Below are 19,472 nucleotides of genomic sequence, written 5' to 3' on the forward strand. Positions count from 1 at the left end.
AAAAGTCATTCATGTTTTGCCCAAGCGATCATTCAACATATCCAGTAGAGATTGAGGGCTCATCGACGCCTGCTTGGCATAACAGGAAACCAGCAACTCCAACGGGTGAATACCGATTCTGGTTGCAAGCTGATCGAGTTTTTCAAGCGTAGGGCTCTTCAACCCTCGTTCTATCTCGGACAGATAAGTCCGGCCACTGACACCGACAAAATCTTCCTGCGTAAGACCTTTTGCTTCGCGCGCTTCCTTTAGCGCCGCTCCGATTGCTTTGCTCAGATCCATTGCGCACCCCCTTTACAAAAGGAAGGGATTTCGCTTGAATGCACGTTATAGCACTACACGCTATAGCATTCGTTGCGTCGAATGCGCTTTTTCAGGGACGAGCCGCACAGCACAAGGAGTAAAGCTCTCATGAGCCATAATAAAACCTTCGGGTCATCGCAAAAGCGTAACGCTCTATTGGCCCAGCCCATCTGCAAGAAATGCCGAGCCCTCCAGCGTCGCCACACGCGCACACGTATTGCTGTTGAACAATCTGACTCCCCAACCAAACTCCAGATCGTCAGCGCGATGTACGCCTACCTCATGACCAGTTGGGAAGAGCTGCCCGACCAGAACAAGCGAGCGCTGGGCTTTGATTCTGTCGTGGGCGGCGAAGAGGAAGAGGCTGCGCTGAATCGCCTGGCGGGGCTTTTCATGGAATATGCAGATGTTTCGTTGCGCCGAGCACTGGATGCGCGGAGGCGGCGGTTGGGGGGGTGAAAGTGATTGAGTGTCTGACGTGCGGCTTTTCCTAAGCTTTGGTTCCATGTTATGACCATGTTGACCTGTGACTGCATGGGCAAGCGTGGCGGCACGCGAGTCATCTACTACAACGCGCTTTCAGAAGGCTATATCTGGCTATTGATTGCTTACACCAACGCGAAATTCGACAATCTGCCGATCGCGTTCCTGAGTCAATTGAAAGATGAGATCAGTCATGGACAATGAAATGGAACAGTTTCAGAAGGACTTGCTGGATTCAGTACGCCAAATGAAAAATGGCAAGGCCGCGCGCACTACAGAAGTGACGCTGTCGGCTGCTGAGGCCCGAGCTAAAGCCGGTGTTTCCCAGAATGCGTTTGCTCAACTCTTGGGTGTCAGCTTGCGTACTCTTCAGGATTGGGAACAGGGTCGTCGGCAGCCTAACGGCGCGGCACAGACATTGCTGCGGGTTGCCAGCCAGCATCCTGAGGCGCTTCGCGACCTGCAAGGCATTTAATGCGGGTAGTGTCGGTTGTTGTGGTACACGCCATCAGGGTCAATCATTAAGCCGCGATGGACATTAAAAAGCCGGCTTGTGGCCGGCTTCTCGTAGGCGATTCCTATCTATTTTTGATAAACCGCAATCGCCTTCAACAGATGCGCCCTCAACGAAGCGCGAATAGACAACAGGGCAAACGGATCATATGCCCCGTTCAAGCAACGCACCGCTCAACAGCGCCGTGTACTCTGGATGGTGCGCAGGATACTAAACCTCACCACTTATGCCCAGCCCGGATACCTCCCAAATCCCGAACCCCGTCACAACAACAGCATCGCATTGCGCCGGCTGTTCAGTGTCGACCACCAGAATATCCAGCCTAGAATCCGGATCTTTTCCCTGGCAATGTCCTCGCCGCTGAATACTTCGTCCGGGTATTCGGCGTCGTTGTGGCTGCGCAGGCGCAGGCCGCCGTTGGGGAGGCGGTAGAGGTAGCGCACGCGCAGGATGCCGCCGTGTTCGAGGGCGTAGATTTCGCCGTCGATGACTTGGGTCAGTTCGCGATCGACGCCGAGGATCGAGCCGTCCTGGATTTTGTCGGCCATGCTGTTGCCGACCATGGCGACGCACATGCAATTTTTCGGGTCGATGCCCATGGTTTGCAACACTTGCAGGGGCAGGCGGATTTTTTGTCCGGGGGCTTCGGACAGCACGGTTTTACCGACGCCGTGGGGGGATTCGACTTCCATGTAGATCTGAATTTCCACGTCGCCGCGCAGTACGTTTCTTGTTTGCTGGATGGCCATCCGTTTGTCGTCACCGGTGTTTTCATTGGCCGATTCATTGGGGTGTTTGGGCCCGTCGCCGCTGCGCAGCCAACGGGCGTTGACGGTTAATAGTTCAGCCACCTCGTCAATCCGCGCCATGGGTACGCCGCGTTTGAACCAGTTATTGACGTGTTGCGGCGTGATTTTGCGGTTGGCGGCAAAGTCAGTCGCGGTGAGGTGGCACTCCCGAAGGAGGATGCGGAGTCGATCGCCTGATGTATTCATGGCGCAAATTCTACGGGCGTCGCTTGGGCGTTTAAATGAACGAGGTGTTGAGATCGACGTTATCCCAAGAGAGTGGTGGCTATCTGGACTACGGATGGAATGAATAGCGTGTAGGCAGATTCCGTAATAACGCTTTTTCGACTAAACGACGTATCTGGTGTTTACCCAGGCTATACGGGCATTAACGGACTGTTTACGGGCAGGTGAAAAGCCGAGCGCGTTTTTAAACGTGCGGTCTGCAAAAAAATACGTATGAGGGTGTGTCGGGAGCAGATTTGACGCGCAGGGCGCAGCGCAGGAGAGGTAAAGCGTGTTTCCGGGCCCTGGCATCAGGTGCCCGGAAACGCGAAATCGATGATCAGCCTTTGAACGCTTCTACCGATTTCATGATCTCGGCACGGGCAGCGTCAGCGTTGCCCCAACCTTCGATCTTCACCCATTTGCCTTTCTCGAGATCCTTGTAGTTCTCGAAGAAGTGCTTGATCTGCTCAAGCAGCAAGGCTGGCAGGTCGGTGTACTCTTTCACGTCGACATACAGCTGGGACAGCTTGTCGTGGGGTACTGCGATGACTTTGGCATCGCCGCCGCCGTCGTCAGTCATGTGCAGAATGCCGACCGGGCGTGCGCGGATGACCGAGCCTGGGGTAACCGGGTAAGGGGTGACCACCAGCACGTCCAGCGGGTCGCCGTCGTCAGCCAGGGTGTTAGGGATGAAACCGTAGTTGGCCGGGTAGAACATCGGGGTGGCCATGAAACGGTCAACGAACAGGCAATCGGTGTCTTTGTCGATTTCGTACTTGATCGGCGCATGGTTGGCCGGGATTTCGATCGCGACGTAGATGTCGTTCGGCAGGTCTTTACCGGCCGGAATCTTGCTGTAGCTCATTGGGCATTGCCCCCCTGGTTGAACAGACAGATTGCGGCGCGAGCCGCCCTAAAGTGGTCCGGATTATAGGCATATTCTGTTTTGGTTGCTACGCATGGCCTCGGTAGCGGTCAGTGGTCCCGATAAGCCGGGTCCTGATGACGCAACGCATTTAGCCGCGCGAGGGTGTCCTGACGGTAGAACGCCTGAAGTTGTGCGTAGACCGCCGGGTAGCTTTCGTGCAGCAGGTCGGGTGCGCTGAAGAAGTACTCGCTGGTCACGGCGAAAAACTCGCAAGGGTCTTGTGCGGCATAGGGGTCGATGACGGTTTGTGCATCCGGGTCCTGATCCAGCTGCCGGTTGAGGTCGTCGAATGCGCTTTGCATGACGCTGGCCCAGTCGGTCACCCGCATGTCGCTGTGCAGCGGTGGCAGGCCGTTGGCTTCGCCGTTGAGCATGTCGAGCTTGTGCGCCAGTTCGTGGATGACCAGGTTGTAGCCGTCCCAGTCGCCGCTGCTCAGCACGCCCGGCCAGGCCAGAATCACCGGGCCTTGCAGCCATGCCTCGCCGCTGTGTTCGCCATCCCACTCATGTTCCACGCCACTTGCATCGCGATGGCGCTGCGGGCTGACGAAGTCGTCGGGGTACAGCACGATCTCGTGAAAGCCCTGATACCAGTTCAGTTCGCCCAGGCTGAGCAGCGGCAATTGCGCTTGCGCGGCGAGAAACAGCCTTTGTTCGTCGTCCAGCTCTACACCCTGCAGCGCGCTCAGGTGTTTGTCGTTCAGAAACAGCACGCAGGCGTCGCGCAGGTGTGCGTCCTGCTCGGTACTTAAGCCATCGAGGATCGGCAGACGCTTGCGCACCTGCTGCCACAGTTTTTCAGCAACCGGATGCCTGGCGAGGGTTCGTCGCCTGCGCCAATTGCGCAATGACCACATGGTTTAGCGTGCATCTACCGGCGGGGCGCTGCGGCTGCGCACCACGCCAATGACCATCGGTACCAGCGAAATCAGGATGATGGCGAGCACCAGCAGGGTCAGGTTTTGCTTGATGAACGGCACGTTGCCGAAGAAGAAGCCCAGCGCGACCAGACTGCCGACCCACAGCACCGAGCCCAGCACGCTGAACCCCACGAAGCGCGGATAGGACATTCGGCCGACACCGGCCACGAACGGCGCGAATGTGCGGATGATCGGCAGAAAGCGCGCCAGCGTGACGGTCTTGCCGCCGTGGCGCTGGTAGAAATCCTGGGTGCGCAGCAGGTAGTCGCGGCGGAAGATGCGCGAGTTGGGGTTGCTGAACAGTTTTTCCCCGGCGGTACGACCGATGACGTAGTTGGTGCTGTCACCGAGAATTGCCGCCAGCATCAGCAGCCCGGCCAGCAATACCGGGTCCATACCGCCACCGGCAGCCACGGCCCCGGCGATGAACAACAGCGAATCGCCCGGCAGGAAAGGCATGATCACCAGCCCGGTCTCGCAGAAAATCACCAGAAACAGGATCGCGTAGACCCATGTGCCGTAGTTGGTCACCAGCAGGTCGAGATAGACGTCGAGATGCAGGATAAGGTCGAGCGGGTTGAATTCCATTGAAGCACCTGAGGCGAGAACCCTGTCCGGGGTCGCATGCGGAAGAAACGACTTTTCGGTATGCGCGGCATTATAGAAGCAGAATGCGCAGAAGGGGTTTTTGGAATAAGCGGCGGGCTTGACCGAGTGACGACCGGGGCGCCTTATCGTAGCCGAACGCGGCGCTGCTGCCGCGCTCGATCAGGCGGGTGATCAGTCTGAGCTGATCGGCAGCACGTAGTTTTTGAACTGCGTGTCTTCTTTGAAACCAATAGACTCGTAGACCTTCTGCGCCACATCGTTGTTGCTGCTGGTGGACACACGCAGGCGGACTGCATGGGTTTGCTTGGCCATTTTCTTCGCTTGTTTCATCAGATGATCGGCGACCAGTTGGCGGCGAGCGTCTTCAGCAACGTAGATGTCGTTGAGAATCCATACACGCTTGAGCGACAGCGACGAGTAGCTTGGATAGAGCTGGCAAAAACCCAGCAACCTGCTTTCGTCATCATTGGCCAGCGCCAGGTAGATCACCGATTCGTCACGACGCAGGCGTTTTTCGAGAAAGTCCCGTGAAGAGTCCGGGAACGGTGCTTGGCCGTAGAACTCGCGGTATTTGATGAACATCGGGCAGAGTATGTCCAGGTGTTCGAGAGTCGCTTTGATGATCCGCATGGTTGGCCTCAACTTCCCTATGGGCTAATGCAGTGTGCCGGGAGGATTACGCGATCCTGCCCGGCAGCTTTAGAAAGCACAATCTAATGTGGGACTGCGGGGCCGTCGAGCAGGAAATTGCCGATTTTCCTGTCTGAGTTTTCGGCAGAGTCATCGGACTCCAGGGTATTCAATTGTGCTTCGTCCTTGAGGCTGACCCCGGAAATCTGCCGTTTGCAGGCTTCGCGCATCAGGTACAGCAGGCGATGGGCGGCCATTGCGTAACTCAGGCCCTCCAGCCGCACGTTGGATATGCAGTTGCGATGTGCGTCGTTCAGTCCGACTTTTGGCGCGTAGGTGAAATACAGGCCCAGGCTGTCAGGGGAGCTCAGGCCAGGCCGTTCGCCGATCAGGATCACCACCATTTTCGCGCCGAGCAGCTCGCCGATTTCGTCCGCCACCGCCACACGGCCTTGCTCCACCATCAGCACTGGCGACAGGGTCCAGCCCTCGGCGCTGGCCTGTTCTTCCAGGCGGGTGAGGAAAGGCACGGCGTGGCGATGGACGGCGAGTGCCGACAGCCCGTCAGCCACCACCACGGCCAGGTCCAGCCCGCCCGGATGAGCTGCGGCGTAATCGCGCAATGTCTGTGCAGACTCGTCATTCAGGCGACGGCCCAGGTCCGGGCGTTGCAGGTAACTGTCGCGGTCGGCTGCAGCGCTGTGCAGCAGTATGGTTTCCCGGCCTTTTTCGGCCAGTTGCGCGCTGATCGCTGCATGATCGAACGCCAGGTGCACAGCATCACGCGCCTGGGCATGCGCTGCTTGAAAGTCGAGCTGCGCGCAGGTTGGCAGGCTTGTGCCGGTGCGCCCCAGCGCGATGCGGGCGGGCGTCAGGCGGCGCAGTTCCAGCCACGGATTGGCGGGCGCGGCGTTGTCTTGTACTTCGTTCATCGGCTGATCACTCATGCGAGGTGCGCCAGTGCCTGACGAAAGGCAGGCGGCAGGCTGTCACCGAAGCGAACGCGGCCGTCTGTCTGAGTGAAGATGCCCATTTTCTCCAGCCAGGCTTCGTATTCCGGTGCCGGACGCAGGCCCAGGCTCTGGCGGGCGTATAGCGCGTCGTGGAACGAGGTGGTCTGGTAGTTGAGCATGATGTCGTCGGAGCCGGGGATGCCCATGATGAAATTGATGCCGGCGACGCCCAGCAGTGTCAGCAAGGTGTCCATGTCGTCCTGATCGGCTTCGGCGTGGTTGGTGTAACAGATGTCGCAGCCCATCGGCACGCCCAGCAACTTGCCGCAGAAATGATCCTCCAGGCCGGCGCGAATGATCTGCTTGCCGTTGTACAGGTACTCCGGGCCGATGAAACCGACCACGGTATTGACCAGAAACGGGTTGAAATGCCGGGCGACGGCGTAGGCGCGGGTTTCGCAGGTCTGTTGGTCGACGCCGTGATGGGCGTTGGCCGAGAGCGCGCTGCCCTGACCGGTCTCGAAATACATCAGGTTTTGCCCGAGGGTACCGCGGTTCAGGCTCAGCCCTGCGTCGTAGCCTTCCTGCAGCAGCTTGAGGTTGATGCCGAAGCTGGCGTTGGCGGCTTCCGTGCCGGTGATCGACTGGAAGACCAGATCGACCGGCACGCCACGATTGATCACCTCGATGGAGGTGGTGACGTGGGTCAGCACGCAGGACTGGGTCGGGATGTCATAGCGCTGGATGATGGCGTCGAGCATCTCCAGCAGCGCGACGATGCTTGAGGTGCTGTCGGTAGCCGGGTTGATGCCGATCATGGCATCGCCGTTGCCGTACAGCAGGCCGTCCAGCACGCTGGCGGCAATCCCGGATGGGTCGTCAGTCGGGTGATTAGGTTGCAAGCGGGTAGACAGCCGGCCACGCAGGCCCATGGTGTTGCGAAAGCGGGTGACGACCCGGATCTTCTGCGCCACCAGGATCAGATCCTGCACGCGCATGATTTTTGAAACGGCAGCCGCCATCTCGGGCGTCAGGCCCGGCGCCAGCGCGCGCAGGCTGGTTTCGTCGGCCTGATCGCTGAGCAACCAGTCACGAAAACCGCCGACGGTCAGGTGGCTGACCGGCGCGAAGGCCAGTTTGTCGTGGGTGTCGATGATCAGGCGGGTGACTTCGTCCTGTTCGTAAGGGATCAGAGCTTCTTCAAGAAAATGCTTGAGGGGAATATTGGCCAGCGCCATTTGCGCGGCAACCCGCTCGGCATCATTTTGCGCCGCGACTTCGGCCAGATAATCACCGGAACGCGCGGGGCTGGCCTTGGCCATGACTTCTTTGAGGCTGTCGAAGCGGTACGTCTGCGCACCGACAGAATGGGAAAAGCTCGCCATACAGGTTCTCCATGACGTCGCGCTGTTCGCGTTGGACGTAGTCTTTCGGTTGAACCGGTGACGTCCCGGTTCAAACGACTGTGGGAAGCGATGCAAGCAATTAATACTCCATCCCGGCCGGGAGTGCGAGTTTGCAGGCGTAAGCGGATTAGTCTGGGGCAGGATGCATCACGCCGCAGCGTTAAGCCGGGGCGTGATGCACAGGGTTGGTGCGTGGTGTGTTTGATCGCGCAGAGCGTCCAGGGCGGCGTTACCACGCTGGAGCGTGGTAACGATAATCGGGCAATCAACAGGCCTAGAAAAAACCCAGCGGGTTAGTGTCGTAGCTCACCAGCAGGTTTTTGGTCTGTTGGTAGTGCTCAAGTGCGATTTTGTGGGTTTCGCGGCCGACGCCGGATTTCTTGTAACCACCGAATGCGGCGTGTGCCGGGTACAGGTGGTAGCAGTTGGTCCAGACGCGCCCGGCCTTGATTGCCCGGCCTACGCGGTAGGCGCGGTTGATGTCGCGAGTCCACAGGCCTGCGCCCAGGCCGAACTCGGTGTCATTGGCAATCGCCACGGCTTGCGCTTCGTCCTTGAAGGTCGTGACGCTGACCACCGGGCCGAAGATCTCTTCCTGGAAGACGCGCATCTTGTTGTTGCCTTTGAGCAGCGTCGGCTGGATGTAATAGCCCGTCGAAAGATCGCCTTCCAGCTTCTCGACCTTGCCGCCTGTCAGCAGCTCGGCGCCTTCGCTCTTGGCAATTTCCAGGTACGAGAGAATCTTGTCGAATTGTTGCTCGGAGGCCTGAGCGCCGACCATGGTGTCAGTGTCCAGAGGGTCACCACGCTTGATTTTTTCGACCTTGCGCAGCACTGCCTCCATGAACTGTGGATAGATCGACTCCTGCACCAGCGCGCGCGACGGGCAGGTACAGACTTCGCCCTGATTGAAAAACGCCAGCACCAGGCCCTCGGCAGCTTTGTCGATGAATTCCGGTTCGGCGCTCATGATGTCTTCAAAGAAGATGTTCGGCGACTTGCCGCCCAGCTCAACGGTGGACGGAATGATGTTGTCTGCCGCCAGCTTCATGATGTGCGAGCCGACCGGTGTAGAGCCGGTGAAGGCAATCTTGGCAATGCGCTTGCTGCTGGCCAGCGCTTCGCCGGCTTCGCGGCCATAACCCTGGACGATGTTCAGCACGCCCGCAGGCAACAGGTCGCCGATCAGTTCGATCAGCACGCTGATGCCCAGTGGGGTCTGCTCGGCAGGTTTGAGTACGATGCAGTTACCGGCAGCCAGTGCGGGGGCGAGTTTCCAGGCGGCCATCAGGATCGGGAAGTTCCACGGGATGATCTGCCCGACCACGCCCAGCGGCTCGTGAATGTGATACGCCACGGTGTTGCCGTCGATCTCGGCGGCGCTGCCTTCCTGGGCGCGCAGCACGCCAGCGAAGTAGCGGAAGTGGTCAGCGGCCAGCGGGATGTCAGCGTTGAGGGTTTCGCGAATCGCCTTGCCGTTGTCCCAGGTCTCGGTGATGGCCAGGACTTCCAGATTGGCTTCGATACGATCGGCGATTTTCAGCAGCACCAGCGAGCGCGCCTGCACCGAGGTCGAGCCCCAGGCTGCGGCGGCTGCGTGGGCAGCGTCGAGTGCCTTGTCGATGTCTTCGGCGGTGGAGCGCGGGAATTCGGCGATGGGCTTGCCGTTGACGGGCGAGGTGTTGGTGAAATACTGACCTTTGACCGGCGCGACGAACTCGCCGCCAATGTAGTTACCGTAGCGTTCCTTGAAGTTGACGATAGCGCCTTCGGTACCGGGATGAGCGTAACGCATGGTATGTCTCCTGGTTCTTGTTGTGAGGGAGTCTGTGTCGATTCTGCAGTCGGGTAGTGGGCAGCAAGCATTCAAGATTAGGCTATTTGCAACCGGCCGTGATCAGGACTTTAGGCTTATCTGCCGCGCATTGAAATGCCCCGTGCACGCAATGCAGCGTACAAACTCAGGGTGCCATTTCACCGCCCCTACGTTAACCTGCGTGGATGTTCTGAGAGGTTGGTCATGCACATTCATATCCTTGGTATCTGCGGCACGTTCATGGGTTCGCTGGCGGTGCTCGCCAAAGAGTTGGGGCATCGGGTCACCGGCTCCGACGCCAACGTCTACCCGCCGATGAGTACCCAGCTCCAGGCCCAGGGTATCGAGCTGACTCAGGGTTACGACCCTGTGCAGCTGGTTCCGGCGCCGGATCTGGTGGTGGTTGGCAACGCACTGTCGCGTGGCAATCCGTCGGTTGAATATGTCCTGAATAAAGGTTTGCCATATGTGTCTGGCCCGCAATGGCTGGCAGACCACGTGTTGCAGGGTCGCTGGGTACTGGCGGTAGCCGGCACGCACGGCAAGACCACCACCAGCAGCATGCTGGCCTGGGTGTTGGAGCACGCGGGCATGAGCCCTGGCTTTCTGATCGGCGGCATCCCGCAGAATTTCGCGGTGTCGGCGCGCCTGGGGGGAACCCCGTTCTTTGTGGTGGAAGCCGACGAATACGACAGTGCCTTCTTCGACAAGCGCTCCAAGTTCGTTCATTACCGCCCGCGTACTGCGATCCTCAACAACCTTGAGTTCGATCACGCCGACATTTTCCCCGATCTGCCCGCCATCGAGCGCCAGTTTCACCATCTGGTGCGCACCATTCCGAGCGAAGGCCTGGTGATTCATCCGACCACCGAGCCTGCGCTGTCACGCGTCATCAAGATGGGCTGCTGGACACCGGTGCAAACCACGGGCGAGGGCGGTCAGTGGCAGGCACGGTTGTTGAGTGAAGACGGTTCGCGTTTTGAAGTGCTGTTCGAGGGCGAGCTGCAGGGCGCGGTCGAGTGGGACATGACTGGCCTGCACAACGTCGCCAATGCGCTGGCGACCCTCGCTGCAGCCCGTCACGTCGGTGTTGTTCCGCTGCTGGGCGTGCAGGCATTGAGCGCGTTCAAAAGCGTCAAGCGCCGTATGGAAAAGGTCGCCGACGTGCGCGGCATCACTATTTATGACGACTTCGCTCATCACCCGACCGCGATTGCCACCACGCTGGATGGCCTGCGCAAAAAGGTCGGTGATGCACCGATCATTGCCGTGATCGAGCCGCGTTCCAACTCCATGAAGCTGGGCGCGCACCGCGACGGTTTGCCGGAAAGTGTGCAGCAGGCCGATCAGGTGGTCTGGTACGCGCCACCCAATCTGGGTTGGGACCTGGCGGCAACCGTCGCCGCAGGCACTGTGCCTGCGTTGGTCTGTGATTCCCTTGAGGCAATCATCGCCCAGGTCAAAAGCCAGGCCCAGCCTGGTACGCACATTGTCATCATGAGTAACGGCGGTTTTGGCGGCCTGCATGGCAAGCTCGCGGAGGCGTTGCAATGAGCGGGCCGGAGCGCGTCACCGTTGCGATGACCGGTGCGTCAGGTGCGCAATATGGCCTGCGTTTGCTGGATTGTCTGGTGCGTGAGGACCGTGAAGTGCACTTCCTTATCTCCAAGGCTGCGCAACTGGTGATGGCCACCGAGACCGACGTGCGCCTGCCGCCCAAGGCGATGATGATGCAAGCGTTCCTGACCGAATACACCGGCGCGTCGGCCGGGCAGATTCGCGTCTACGGCCGCGACGACTGGATGTCGCCGGTGGCCTCGGGCTCTGGTGCGCCCAGTGCGATGGTGGTGGTGCCGTGTTCCACCGGTTCGTTGTCGGCGATTGCGACTGGTGCCTGTAACAATCTGATCGAGCGCGCCGCCGACGTCACCTTGAAAGAGCGTCGGCAGTTGATCCTGGTGCCCCGCGAGGCACCGTATTCCAGCATTCATCTGGAGCACATGCTCAAGCTGTCGAACATGGGCGCGGTGATTCTGCCAGCGTCTCCCGGCTTTTATCACCAGCCGCAGACCATTGACGACCTCGTGGACTTTATCGTCGCGCGGATCCTCAACCTGCTGAACATCCCTCAGGACATGCTGCCGCGTTGGGGTGAGCATCATGTGGGCGGCGATGAATAAGCTGATATTGATATCAGTTGCGCTGGCACTGACCGGTTGCGCCACTGCACGCACGCTCGATGCCGCCAAGCCTGGCGCGCCCGTGGTGTATGCCGGCACACGGCTGAACCTGTATGCATTGCAGGGCGGTTGCTGCGCCGCGGACCGGTTCGGTGCAGAAGCACCAGGCTATCCGGGCCTGGACCTGCCAGGCAGCGCGCTGCTCGACACCTTGCTTTTGCCGCTGTCGTTGCTGACGGCGGCTGGGGTGGGCGTTCGGGCGACAGGCGGGCTTTAGGGGATTGATCGTCATAAGACGACTATCGTGCCAACGCTCTATTTCCCCAGCTTACGCAGCTCATCCGACTCGACAATCCGCACACCATTCTGCTCCTCCAGCGCCAGGCGCCACATGGCGCGGGCGAGTTGGCAGGCTTCGATTGCGCCGTATTTGCCGGGGAGCAGCTTGGCAATAGGCGCGGCCAGTTGTTCGACCCAGCGGGTTTCTGTACGGCTGCCCACCAGCAGTGACGGGCGGGCGATGGTCAGTTGCGGCCAGTCTTGCGCGCGCAGGGCCTGTTCCATCTCGCCTTTGATGCGGTTGTAGAACGTGCTCGATTTCGGGTCAGCACCAATTGCACTGATCACCAGCAAATGACGCGCACCCAGCTCAAGGGCGCGAGTGGCGAACGCCAGCACTAGGTCCAGATCGACCGCCTTGAAAGCATCCTGCGAGCCGGCCTGTTTGATGGTGGAGCCAAGGCAGCAGAAGGCGATGTCCACACGGCCACCCAGCAAGGGCAGCAAGGTGGTCAGTTCGCCGACCGGGTTTTCCAGGTGAGGGTGTTCCGCCAGTGGCCTGCGCGTCGGTGCCAATACTCGGCTGACAGTCGGCTCGTTAAGCAGGCGATCAAGCAAATGCTCACCGGTAAGGCCGGTGGCCCCGGCGAGCAGAATATGTTGCGGCGTCAAATACATTACCGTTCTCCCTTGGTACTGATAAGCCTAGCGGCTAGTCGAGGTCTTCGCTTCCGTGCGGTTCAACGCCGTATTCAAAGCGCGTTCGGCCTGGCTTTTGCGCAATTGCTGCCAGCGCGCCAGAACTCCTTTTGGTGCCCATATCTGCGGCTCGGAGGCTTCGAAATTGTCTTCGGTCTCACGTTGGGCGACATAGGCTTTTGCTTCATTGAATGCTTGTTGCAGGTCATCGGTTTCGACCAATGCCTTGGCAAATAGTGCATCGCCAAAATAAGTGAAGTCGGCTTCTTCCGAGCAACCGAAGGACACCCGGTCGGCGCGGGAGGCGGTCATGACCAGGGTGCGCTCGTCCTTGAGGTCCGGAATGAAGCCGCCGGAATAGCAGGCCGAAATGACCACGACCTTATCGCGATTTTTCAGCGGGGCGAGGGCGGCAGCCAGCGCGTCAGCAGGCAGATCAGCCAGCGACAGGCGCGGTTGGTCGAGTACCAGTTCATGGTCCTGGGTGCCGTGGCTGGTCAGGTAAATGAACACCAGGTCTTCCGGGCCGGTGCGCTGTGCAAGGGTCTGCACTGCGCGGGTGATGGTTTCGCGGGTGGCCATCGGTCGGTCATCCATGTGATCGCGATGATTGACCAGGCCGACCTGGCCAATGGCGCCAAAACGCGATTTCAGCAAATTGCTGACGTAGTCCGCTTCGCGCATGAACACGCTCTGCTTGCCGTCGCCGGCCACCACCAGCGTGTACAGTTCGGTAGCCGGTGTCGATGCAGGCACGGCGGCGAGCGCCTTGTCCAGCAAAGTGCCCTGCGCAAGCAACCCGGCTTCAAGCGCATCGGGCAGCAATTTTCCCTTGGCGTCACGTACCCGCTGACCATTGGCCCAGATGCCGCGCTGTTCCTTGCCATCCGGGGCGGTTAGTACGCCGTTGCCCTGATAGGTGTCATCGGCGAACTGGCCGACGTAACGACTGCCATCAGCCAGTTGCAACTGACCCTGGCCCATGAAGCGCCAGTTATCGAAGTCGCCCTGATAGCGGCTGCCGTCCGAGCCGATCAGCTCGCCTTTGCCGGTCAGTGCGCCTTCCTTGAACTCACCGCTCCAGACGTCGCCGTCGCTGTTTTCGTAGCGGCCCTGGCCGTCCAGCTGGCTGTTGCGGAAATTGCCGACATATTGGTCGCCTTCCGCGCTGGTGAAGCTGCCGGTGCCCTGCAACTGGCCGTCGACGAAGTTACCGCTGTATTGATTGCCGCTGGCATCACTGCGCGAGCCTTCGCCATTGGCCTTACCTTTGGCGAACATGCCCTGGTGCTGGCTGCCGTCTTCCAGTTCCAGACGTCCGGGGCCGTCGTACTGGCCTGCCTTGAACTGGCCACGGTAAAGCACGCCCTTGTCTTTTTGCGTCCCTTCGCCGTCACGCAGCCCGAGTTTGAAGTTGCCGACATAACTCGCGCCATTGCGCGTGGTCAGTCGACCCTGGCCTTGATACAGGCCCTGCTCGAAGCTGCCTTTATAGACGTCGCCATTGCTGGCGTGCCATTCCCCCTGACCTTGCCACAGCCCGTTTACAAACTGGCCGGCGTACCACCTGCCGTTGGGGTAGTCGATCCGCCCCTCGCCTTGCAACAGTCCGTTGACCACGTCGCCACGGTAGCGTCCGCCATCGGGCAGGCGGCCGTCTGGCGGCAAAAGTGATTCGCCATCACCGCAGCCTGCGATCAAGAGTGTCAAAGCCAATGGAGCAAGCGCGCGCATGTGAGATCCCGGAAGAGTGATTCAGTGGCGAGCCCGGCTCTGCTTGAGCAGATGTTATGGGTCACGACTGCAGGGGAGTATGCCGCAGCGAGTAAGCGGGATGAAACAGTCTGTTACGACTGTTTCATGTTTTAAACGTGTTACACGAAACACAAGGTCAGGGGGTCGGCCACAAAAGCGGGTTTTGCCTGGCCTTCGATCTCAAGCGTAGCGGTTGCCTTGAGCAACCACTGGCCCGGTTTCTTCTCGGTTACTTCCGTCAACTCGACCTTGAGGCGCACGCGCGAGTTGACCACCACCGGCTGCACGAAACGCACGCTGTCCATGCCATAGTTCACCGCCATCTTCAGCCCTTCGGGCAGCACCATGATGCCTTCCATGAGCTTGGGGATCAGCGATAACGACAGAAAACCGTGGGCGATGGTCGCGCCAAACGGGGTTTGCGCCGCTTTGACCGGGTCGATGTGAATGAATTGATGATCACCCGTGGCTTCGGCGAACAGGTTGATGCGTTCCTGGTCAATTAACAGCCAGTCGGAACATCCCGGTTCCTTGCCAATGTAGTCCTTGAGCTCTGTAACAGGTACAAAAGGCATGTCGCGCTCCTTGTCAGGTCTGGTTTTGCAGCATTGGCCGCAGCGGCTTTCCCCGCCAGGCGAACCTCAAGATCAGCAGACGGTTGCCGGTTGGTCAAGCGACTGCATGGATGCGAATACCCACGCATAGTCTCTGGCGCGGCGTGTTTATAATGGCGCGGTGAATTCGCCGGATTCGTTTATTTGCTGGAGTCCTCATGTTGTTACGGGGTTTGACATGGCTGGTGCTGTTCCAATTGTTGGGCACGGCGCTCAACCATCTGTTTCTATCGATATTGCCGGGGCCGATCATTGGCCTGGTGCTGCTGATGGCTTACCTGATGCTGCGCGGTGAAGTCAGCGAGCCAATCAGCGTGGCCGCCAGCAGCCTGTTGCGCTATCTGCCACTGTTACTGGTGCCGCCAGCCGTCGGCGTGATGGTGTATGCGTCGGCCATTGCCCAGGACTTCTGGGCGATCTTTGGCACCCTGGCCCTGTCGCTGATGATTTCCCTGACCTTCGTCGGCTGGCTGATGCAGAAGCTCGTCAGGCGTCAGGCTCGCCGCCAGGAGTTGTCATGACTCTGGACTGGCACGGCGCATGGATGTCGGTGATTCATCACCCGCTTTTCGGCATCGCGGTCACGCTCGGTGCCTATCAGATGGCGATGGCCGCTTACGAAAAAACCCGCTGGCTGTTTCTCCAGCCGGTACTGGTTTCAATGGTGGTGGTGATCGGCGTGGTACTGGTCTGCGACCTGGAATACACCGAGTACCGCAAAAGCACCGAGATTCTCAGCACACTGCTGGGGCCGGCGACGGTTGCGCTGGCCGTGCCGCTTTATCTGAATATGCGGCGCATTCGGCAGTTGTTCTGGCCTGTATTGACTACGCTGGTGATCGGCGGAGTATTTGCCACCGGGCTGTGCGTGGGCCTCGGGGTGCTGTTTGGGGCCGATCACATGATTTTGATGACGATGGCACCGAAGTCGGTGACATCACCCATCGCCATGCTGGTCGCCGAGCAGATTGGCGGAGTGGCGGCGCTGGCGGCGGTTTTTGTATTGATTACAGGTGTATTCGGTGCCATTTTCGGCCCGTGCCTGCTGTCGCTGGCCGGCGTGGACAATCCTGCGGCGCGGGGCATGGCCCTGGGCCTGACCGCCCATGCGGTGGGAACGTCCGTGGCGTTGCAAGAAGGTGAGGAATCGGGGGCTTTTGCTGCGTTGGCAATGAGTCTGATGGGCGTTGCAACGGCACTGTTTCTGCCGCTGGCAATGTCGCTGGCCATTTAAAGGAGGCTTTTCTATGACGTTGCCTTTGTTTCCACTGAACGCTGTGCTGTTTCCGGGTTGTGTGCTTGATCTGCAACTGTTTGAAGCCCGGTATCTGGACATGATTGGCCGCTGCATGAAGCAGGGCGAAGGGTTTGGCGTGGTGTGCATCACCCAGGGCAGTGAGGTCGGCATCGTGCCGGACGGCTACTCGCGAATCGGCTGTGAAGCGCTGGTCGAGGATTTTCAGCAGCAGGACAACGGTTTGCTGGGCATTCGTGTTGTGGGTGGGCGCCGCTTCCGCGTTATTGCAACCGAGGTCCAGCGCGATCAACTGCTGGTGGCCGAGGTTGAATGGCTGCAAGAGCCTGAGGAACGGCCGTTACAGGAAGAAGACGCCGACCTCGTTGCGCTGCTGGAAGCCCTGGCCGAACACCCGATGGTCGCCTCCTTGAACATGGGCGTGTCCGCCGAGGGGCAGTATTCGCTGTCCAACCAGTTGGCCTATTTGCTGCCATTTACCGAGAAAGACAAAGTCGAACTGCTGGAAATCGACGACCCTGAAGAACGCCTCGACGCGATTCAGGAATTGCTCGATGAAATGCAGGGCGATATGCAGGCTTGAGCACGGGATTCTGCTTTACGCCATTCATTGTGCACGACTGAACATCTGTGACGCGGAGCGTCACTCAATGCATGCCACCGCGGAGCACTGGCACGATAGTCAGTGCTGCCACATCACGGCCAGGCTCAATCAGCGCGGCGGGTACTGCTCCAGGATTTTCGCAACGGTGCTGCGCATGGCCTGGTCGCGTTCAGCGGGGTTGCCGGCGTTGTCGTTGAGGATGCGCTCGGTGCTGCCGCGCCAGACCAGTTTGCCGTCCTTGCCGTCAAACAGGTCGATCTGCAGGGTGCTGACCTTGTAGTCAACACTGCGGGTTTCGGTGTTCATCGGCCCGTTCCAGTAGCCATAACCGCCCCACGGGTTCCAGCCGCCGCCATAGTTGGTGCTAACCGTCTGCTGGCGATTTTCGACGATCAGCCAGGCCTGCACGTTCAAGTCCGCACGCGCACCGCCCGCGGCCATGCGCAAGCCGCGCTGGTCCAGTTGTTCGCCGATCGACTGGCGAATGCGTTGCTCGGTCAGGTCACTCCTGAGCCGTGGATCATCCGGCTGGTACTGCACGCCGGGCTCTTTCCAGCTCCAGCTTCGATAGCCTGCGAAATCGCGCTTGGCATCGAAATCGCGGTTGATCGAGTTGCTCTGGCAGGCGGCCAGCAGCAGGGCACAGGACAGCAGGGCGATACGGCGGAACATGGCAGTTCTCCGAAGGAGTTACAGACGAGCTAAGAAGGAGGATAAGCGCTCAGCGCCTGTTGCACGGCCTGACGCAATGCGCTGCTGCGGTCTGCCAGATTGTTGCTGGCGCGTGCATCGGCACTGGCGCTCCAGACCGGCTGGCCGGTGCGCGCATCAATCAGGTTGATCTGCACCACCATCACGTTTTCCTGATAAGTGCGCACCACCGGTACGCTGGCGTAGCCGCCGTAACCGGGTCGATAGCCATCGTAACGGCCATAGCCCGAGCCGCCTCCATAATACGGATCGTAATCCTCACGCACCTGGCGCAGCCGGGTTTCCTGCCGGGTAGTGGCGCTTACGTAAAGGTCGGCAGGCTGATTACTACGAGCCGGGCGCAAGCCGCGCTGATCCAGGCCATTGCTCAACGCTTCGACCACTTGCGCCGAGTCCACCCAGGCTGTACCCGGCGGCAGTTGGCCGTTGAGCCAGCCCCAGGTCCGGTACTTGCCATAGTCGCGTGGCGGCGCAGGATAAGCGCTCAAGTCCAGCGTTTTGGCTGCCTGCGGCGGCGCAGGCGGCATGGGCAGCGAGCTGGCCACGTAAGGGTTATCGCTCTGGCAGGCGCTCAGCCCGATAACGCTCAGGCCGAGCAACAGGACAAACGAGGCAGCACGGTAGGTCATGTGGGTCTCCGCAATGATGTCAGACCGGACGGCACATCCAGTGCAGGTATCGACCCAGCCCGGCAAACGCCGGATGACGTCGATGCGCCAGCTCCATTTCCAGCAGGTCCGTCAGCTCGGCCCGGGCCTGGAATTCAAGCGGCATGTAATCGTGAAACACCCGCACGCCGCTACGGGTTTCGACTTGCCACAGCCCTTCAAGTTGCGTCGCCAGTTCCCGAGGGTCGAGCGGTTGCTGGGGCGTCAGGCTCTGCTTTTCTCCGGCCATGTCGTTTTTACGCATCTTGCGGAAATGGCCCTTGAGCAAGTTGCGATAAATCAGCGCATCGCGGTTGTAAAACGCCAGCGACAGCCAGCCATCGTCCTGGGTGAGCCTGCGCAGCACCGGAAGAATCGAGTACGGCTCGGCCAGCCATTCCAGCACGGCGTGGCACAGCACCACATCGTAAGTGTCGCTCAGTAAGTCGGGCAGCGCCTGCCACGGGGCCTGAATGAAGGTTGCCGTCTGTCCGGCGTCGGCAAAACGCTGACGTGCGCCTTCAAGCATGGGCTCGGCGGGCTCGGCCAGCGTCACCTCATGACCTTGCTCGGCCAGCCACAGCGACATATGCCCCAACCCTGCGCCGATATCCAGCACGCGCAACGGCCGCTTGGGCAGCGTCTCGGTCAGATCGGCCTGCAACACGGCCAGACGAATGGCCCCTTTGGCCCCGCCGTAGATCTTTTCCGCAAAGCGCGTCGCCAACTGGTCGAAATGGCGATCACTCACTTGGCAAATCTCCGCTCGCTGTCTGCCAGCTTGTTGCGCACGACCGTTTCCATGTCCAGCCCCAGTTCGCTGCACAGCAGCAACAGGTAGAGGATGATATCGCCGACTTCCTGCCCTGCATGCTCAAGCTGATCGGCAGGCAGCTCGCGTGACTGGTCTTCGCGCAGCCACTGGAATATCTCCACCAGCTCGGCCATTTCCACGCTGGCAGCCATGGCCAGGTTTTTCGGGCTGTGAAATTGCTTCCAGTCGTTCTGGTCGCGGATGCGGTGCAGGCGTTGGGTCAACTCGTCGAGGTTCATCGTGCTCTCCTGAAGACGCATAGCTTCAGGGGGATCGGGTCGCCAGGCAAGTGGGCGTTGCAGTTTGTTCAGACGTTGAGGGGAGCAGCGCTCCCGA

Annotated in this window: 25 protein-coding genes and 1 pseudogene; 10 read left to right on the forward strand and 16 right to left on the reverse strand. The window is 59.8% G+C overall.

Translation table 11 applies throughout. The features are described from left to right. Positions 1 to 9: 9 nt before the first annotated feature. Positions 10 to 282, reverse strand: coding sequence for a helix-turn-helix domain-containing protein (locus tag QRN38_RS25190; RefSeq protein WP_007245505.1), 273 nt, complete (start codon positions 280 to 282; stop codon positions 10 to 12). Positions 283 to 411: 129 nt separating this feature from the next. Here QRN38_RS25190 and QRN38_RS25195 point away from each other — a divergent pair, with 129 nt between their 5' ends. From QRN38_RS25195 to QRN38_RS25205, 3 genes are read left to right on the forward strand one after another with little or no spacing between them, the layout of a single operon-like run. Next, positions 412 to 762, forward strand: coding sequence for a hypothetical protein (locus tag QRN38_RS25195; RefSeq protein WP_080397035.1), 351 nt, complete (start codon positions 412 to 414; stop codon positions 760 to 762). A 51-nt stretch (positions 763 to 813) separates the two neighbouring features. Further along, positions 814 to 990 (forward strand): hypothetical protein, encoded by a 177-nt coding sequence (locus tag QRN38_RS25200; RefSeq protein ID WP_010201210.1) that lies wholly within the window; start codon positions 814 to 816, stop codon positions 988 to 990. Beyond that, positions 980 to 1,261, forward strand: a complete 282-nt coding sequence (locus QRN38_RS25205; protein WP_010201208.1) for a helix-turn-helix domain-containing protein — start codon at positions 980 to 982, stop codon at positions 1,259 to 1,261. The genes QRN38_RS25200 and QRN38_RS25205 overlap by 11 nt, the downstream gene beginning before the upstream one ends. 302 nt (positions 1,262 to 1,563) lie before the next feature. On the opposite strand, the gene QRN38_RS25210 is transcribed toward QRN38_RS25205, so the two are convergent. The 8 genes from QRN38_RS25210 to exaC form a co-directional block, all read right to left on the reverse strand. After that, on the reverse strand, positions 1,564 to 2,295 hold the full coding sequence (locus QRN38_RS25210; protein WP_005770134.1) for a LexA family transcriptional regulator: 732 nt from the start codon (positions 2,293 to 2,295) through the stop codon (positions 1,564 to 1,566). 358 nt (positions 2,296 to 2,653) lie between these two features. Beyond that, positions 2,654 to 3,181, reverse strand: a complete 528-nt coding sequence (ppa, locus tag QRN38_RS25215) for an inorganic diphosphatase (protein ID WP_005614429.1) — start codon at positions 3,179 to 3,181, stop codon at positions 2,654 to 2,656. Between the two features lie 110 nt (positions 3,182 to 3,291). After that, entirely contained in the window at positions 3,292 to 4,101 is an 810-nt protein-coding gene (locus QRN38_RS25220) for a M90 family metallopeptidase (RefSeq protein WP_057418413.1), read from the reverse strand. 3 nt (positions 4,102 to 4,104) lie between these two features. Next, positions 4,105 to 4,752 carry a DedA family protein gene (locus QRN38_RS25225; protein ID WP_005770132.1) on the reverse strand — a complete coding sequence of 216 codons (648 nt, stop codon included), beginning with the start codon at positions 4,750 to 4,752 and terminating at the stop codon, positions 4,105 to 4,107. Between the two features lie 192 nt (positions 4,753 to 4,944). After that, entirely contained in the window at positions 4,945 to 5,403 is a 459-nt protein-coding gene (locus QRN38_RS25230) for a GNAT family N-acetyltransferase (RefSeq protein ID WP_024667238.1), read from the reverse strand. Between the two features lie 83 nt (positions 5,404 to 5,486). Further along, complete coding sequence (gene eutC, locus QRN38_RS25235) at positions 5,487 to 6,350, reverse strand: ethanolamine ammonia-lyase subunit EutC (RefSeq protein WP_005770129.1); 864 nt, start codon at positions 6,348 to 6,350, stop codon at positions 5,487 to 5,489. Beyond that, on the reverse strand, positions 6,347 to 7,741 hold the full coding sequence (locus QRN38_RS25240; protein ID WP_054089839.1) for an ethanolamine ammonia-lyase subunit EutB: 1,395 nt from the start codon (positions 7,739 to 7,741) through the stop codon (positions 6,347 to 6,349). Before QRN38_RS25240 ends, eutC begins: the two co-directional genes overlap by 4 nt. Positions 7,742 to 8,036: 295 nt before the next feature. Continuing rightward, positions 8,037 to 9,557, reverse strand: a complete 1,521-nt coding sequence (gene exaC / locus QRN38_RS25245; protein ID WP_024667240.1) for an acetaldehyde dehydrogenase ExaC — start codon at positions 9,555 to 9,557, stop codon at positions 8,037 to 8,039. On the opposite strand from exaC, the pseudogene QRN38_RS28085 reads away from it, so the two are divergent. The 4 genes and pseudogenes from QRN38_RS28085 (at position 9,556) to QRN38_RS25260 (ending at position 12,035) form a co-directional block, all read left to right on the forward strand. Then, a pseudogene (locus QRN38_RS28085) lies at positions 9,556 to 9,754 on the forward strand (hypothetical protein). The gene exaC and the pseudogene QRN38_RS28085 overlap by 2 nt on opposite strands. A gap of 28 nt (positions 9,755 to 9,782) precedes the next feature. Further along, the gene (gene mpl, locus QRN38_RS25250) at positions 9,783 to 11,132 is read left to right on the forward strand and encodes a UDP-N-acetylmuramate:L-alanyl-gamma-D-glutamyl-meso-diaminopimelate ligase (RefSeq protein ID WP_122223242.1); all 1,350 of its coding nucleotides are present in this window, start codon (positions 9,783 to 9,785) and stop codon (positions 11,130 to 11,132) included. Then, complete coding sequence (gene ubiX / locus QRN38_RS25255) at positions 11,129 to 11,758, forward strand: flavin prenyltransferase UbiX (RefSeq protein ID WP_003379089.1); 630 nt, start codon at positions 11,129 to 11,131, stop codon at positions 11,756 to 11,758. Before mpl ends, ubiX begins: the two co-directional genes overlap by 4 nt. Next, a complete protein-coding gene (locus QRN38_RS25260; protein WP_005770118.1) occupies positions 11,751 to 12,035 on the forward strand; it encodes a YceK/YidQ family lipoprotein in 285 nt (94 codons plus the stop codon). Before ubiX ends, QRN38_RS25260 begins: the two co-directional genes overlap by 8 nt. A gap of 38 nt (positions 12,036 to 12,073) precedes the next feature. On the opposite strand, the gene QRN38_RS25265 is transcribed toward QRN38_RS25260, so the two are convergent. The 3 genes from QRN38_RS25265 to QRN38_RS25275 all read right to left on the reverse strand — a co-directional run bounded on the left by QRN38_RS25265 (position 12,074) and on the right by QRN38_RS25275 (position 15,066). Continuing rightward, positions 12,074 to 12,715 carry an oxidoreductase gene (locus QRN38_RS25265; RefSeq protein WP_057417916.1) on the reverse strand — a complete coding sequence of 214 codons (642 nt, stop codon included), beginning with the start codon at positions 12,713 to 12,715 and terminating at the stop codon, positions 12,074 to 12,076. A 27-nt stretch (positions 12,716 to 12,742) separates the two neighbouring features. After that, on the reverse strand, positions 12,743 to 14,470 hold the full coding sequence (locus tag QRN38_RS25270) for a C13 family peptidase (protein WP_057417915.1): 1,728 nt from the start codon (positions 14,468 to 14,470) through the stop codon (positions 12,743 to 12,745). A gap of 140 nt (positions 14,471 to 14,610) precedes the next feature. Continuing rightward, positions 14,611 to 15,066 carry a MaoC family dehydratase gene (locus QRN38_RS25275; RefSeq protein ID WP_057417914.1) on the reverse strand — a complete coding sequence of 152 codons (456 nt, stop codon included), beginning with the start codon at positions 15,064 to 15,066 and terminating at the stop codon, positions 14,611 to 14,613. A gap of 197 nt (positions 15,067 to 15,263) precedes the next feature. On the opposite strand from QRN38_RS25275, the gene QRN38_RS25280 reads away from it, so the two are divergent. The 3 genes from QRN38_RS25280 to QRN38_RS25290 are packed head-to-tail and all read left to right on the forward strand — an operon-like array spanning position 15,264 to position 16,943. Then, positions 15,264 to 15,626, forward strand: a complete 363-nt coding sequence (locus QRN38_RS25280; RefSeq protein WP_057417913.1) for a CidA/LrgA family protein — start codon at positions 15,264 to 15,266, stop codon at positions 15,624 to 15,626. Then, the gene (locus QRN38_RS25285) at positions 15,623 to 16,339 is read left to right on the forward strand and encodes an LrgB family protein (protein WP_057417912.1); all 717 of its coding nucleotides are present in this window, start codon (positions 15,623 to 15,625) and stop codon (positions 16,337 to 16,339) included. Before QRN38_RS25280 ends, QRN38_RS25285 begins: the two co-directional genes overlap by 4 nt. A 13-nt stretch (positions 16,340 to 16,352) precedes the next feature. After that, entirely contained in the window at positions 16,353 to 16,943 is a 591-nt protein-coding gene (locus QRN38_RS25290; RefSeq protein ID WP_005770107.1) for an LON peptidase substrate-binding domain-containing protein, read from the forward strand. A 129-nt stretch (positions 16,944 to 17,072) separates the two neighbouring features. On the opposite strand, the gene QRN38_RS25295 is transcribed toward QRN38_RS25290, so the two are convergent. The 4 genes from QRN38_RS25295 to QRN38_RS25310 are packed head-to-tail and all read right to left on the reverse strand — an operon-like array spanning position 17,073 to position 19,375. Then, positions 17,073 to 17,636 (reverse strand): DUF4136 domain-containing protein, encoded by a 564-nt coding sequence (locus QRN38_RS25295; RefSeq protein ID WP_005770105.1) that lies wholly within the window; start codon positions 17,634 to 17,636, stop codon positions 17,073 to 17,075. 29 nt (positions 17,637 to 17,665) lie between these two features. Next, positions 17,666 to 18,304, reverse strand: a complete 639-nt coding sequence (locus QRN38_RS25300; RefSeq protein WP_011103259.1) for a DUF4136 domain-containing protein — start codon at positions 18,302 to 18,304, stop codon at positions 17,666 to 17,668. Positions 18,305 to 18,323: 19 nt separating this feature from the next. Further along, positions 18,324 to 19,073: a methyltransferase domain-containing protein gene (locus QRN38_RS25305; protein WP_007245519.1), complete on the reverse strand. Its 750-nt coding sequence runs from the start codon at positions 19,071 to 19,073 to the stop codon at positions 18,324 to 18,326. Beyond that, entirely contained in the window at positions 19,070 to 19,375 is a 306-nt protein-coding gene (locus tag QRN38_RS25310; RefSeq protein WP_005770099.1) for a MazG-like family protein, read from the reverse strand. The genes QRN38_RS25305 and QRN38_RS25310 overlap by 4 nt, the downstream gene beginning before the upstream one ends. Positions 19,376 to 19,472: the final 97 nt, after the last annotated feature.

It is taken from the genome of Pseudomonas sp. CFBP2511 (assembly GCF_030209255.1).
Lineage (GTDB): Bacteria > Pseudomonadota > Gammaproteobacteria > Pseudomonadales > Pseudomonadaceae > Aquipseudomonas > Aquipseudomonas avellanae.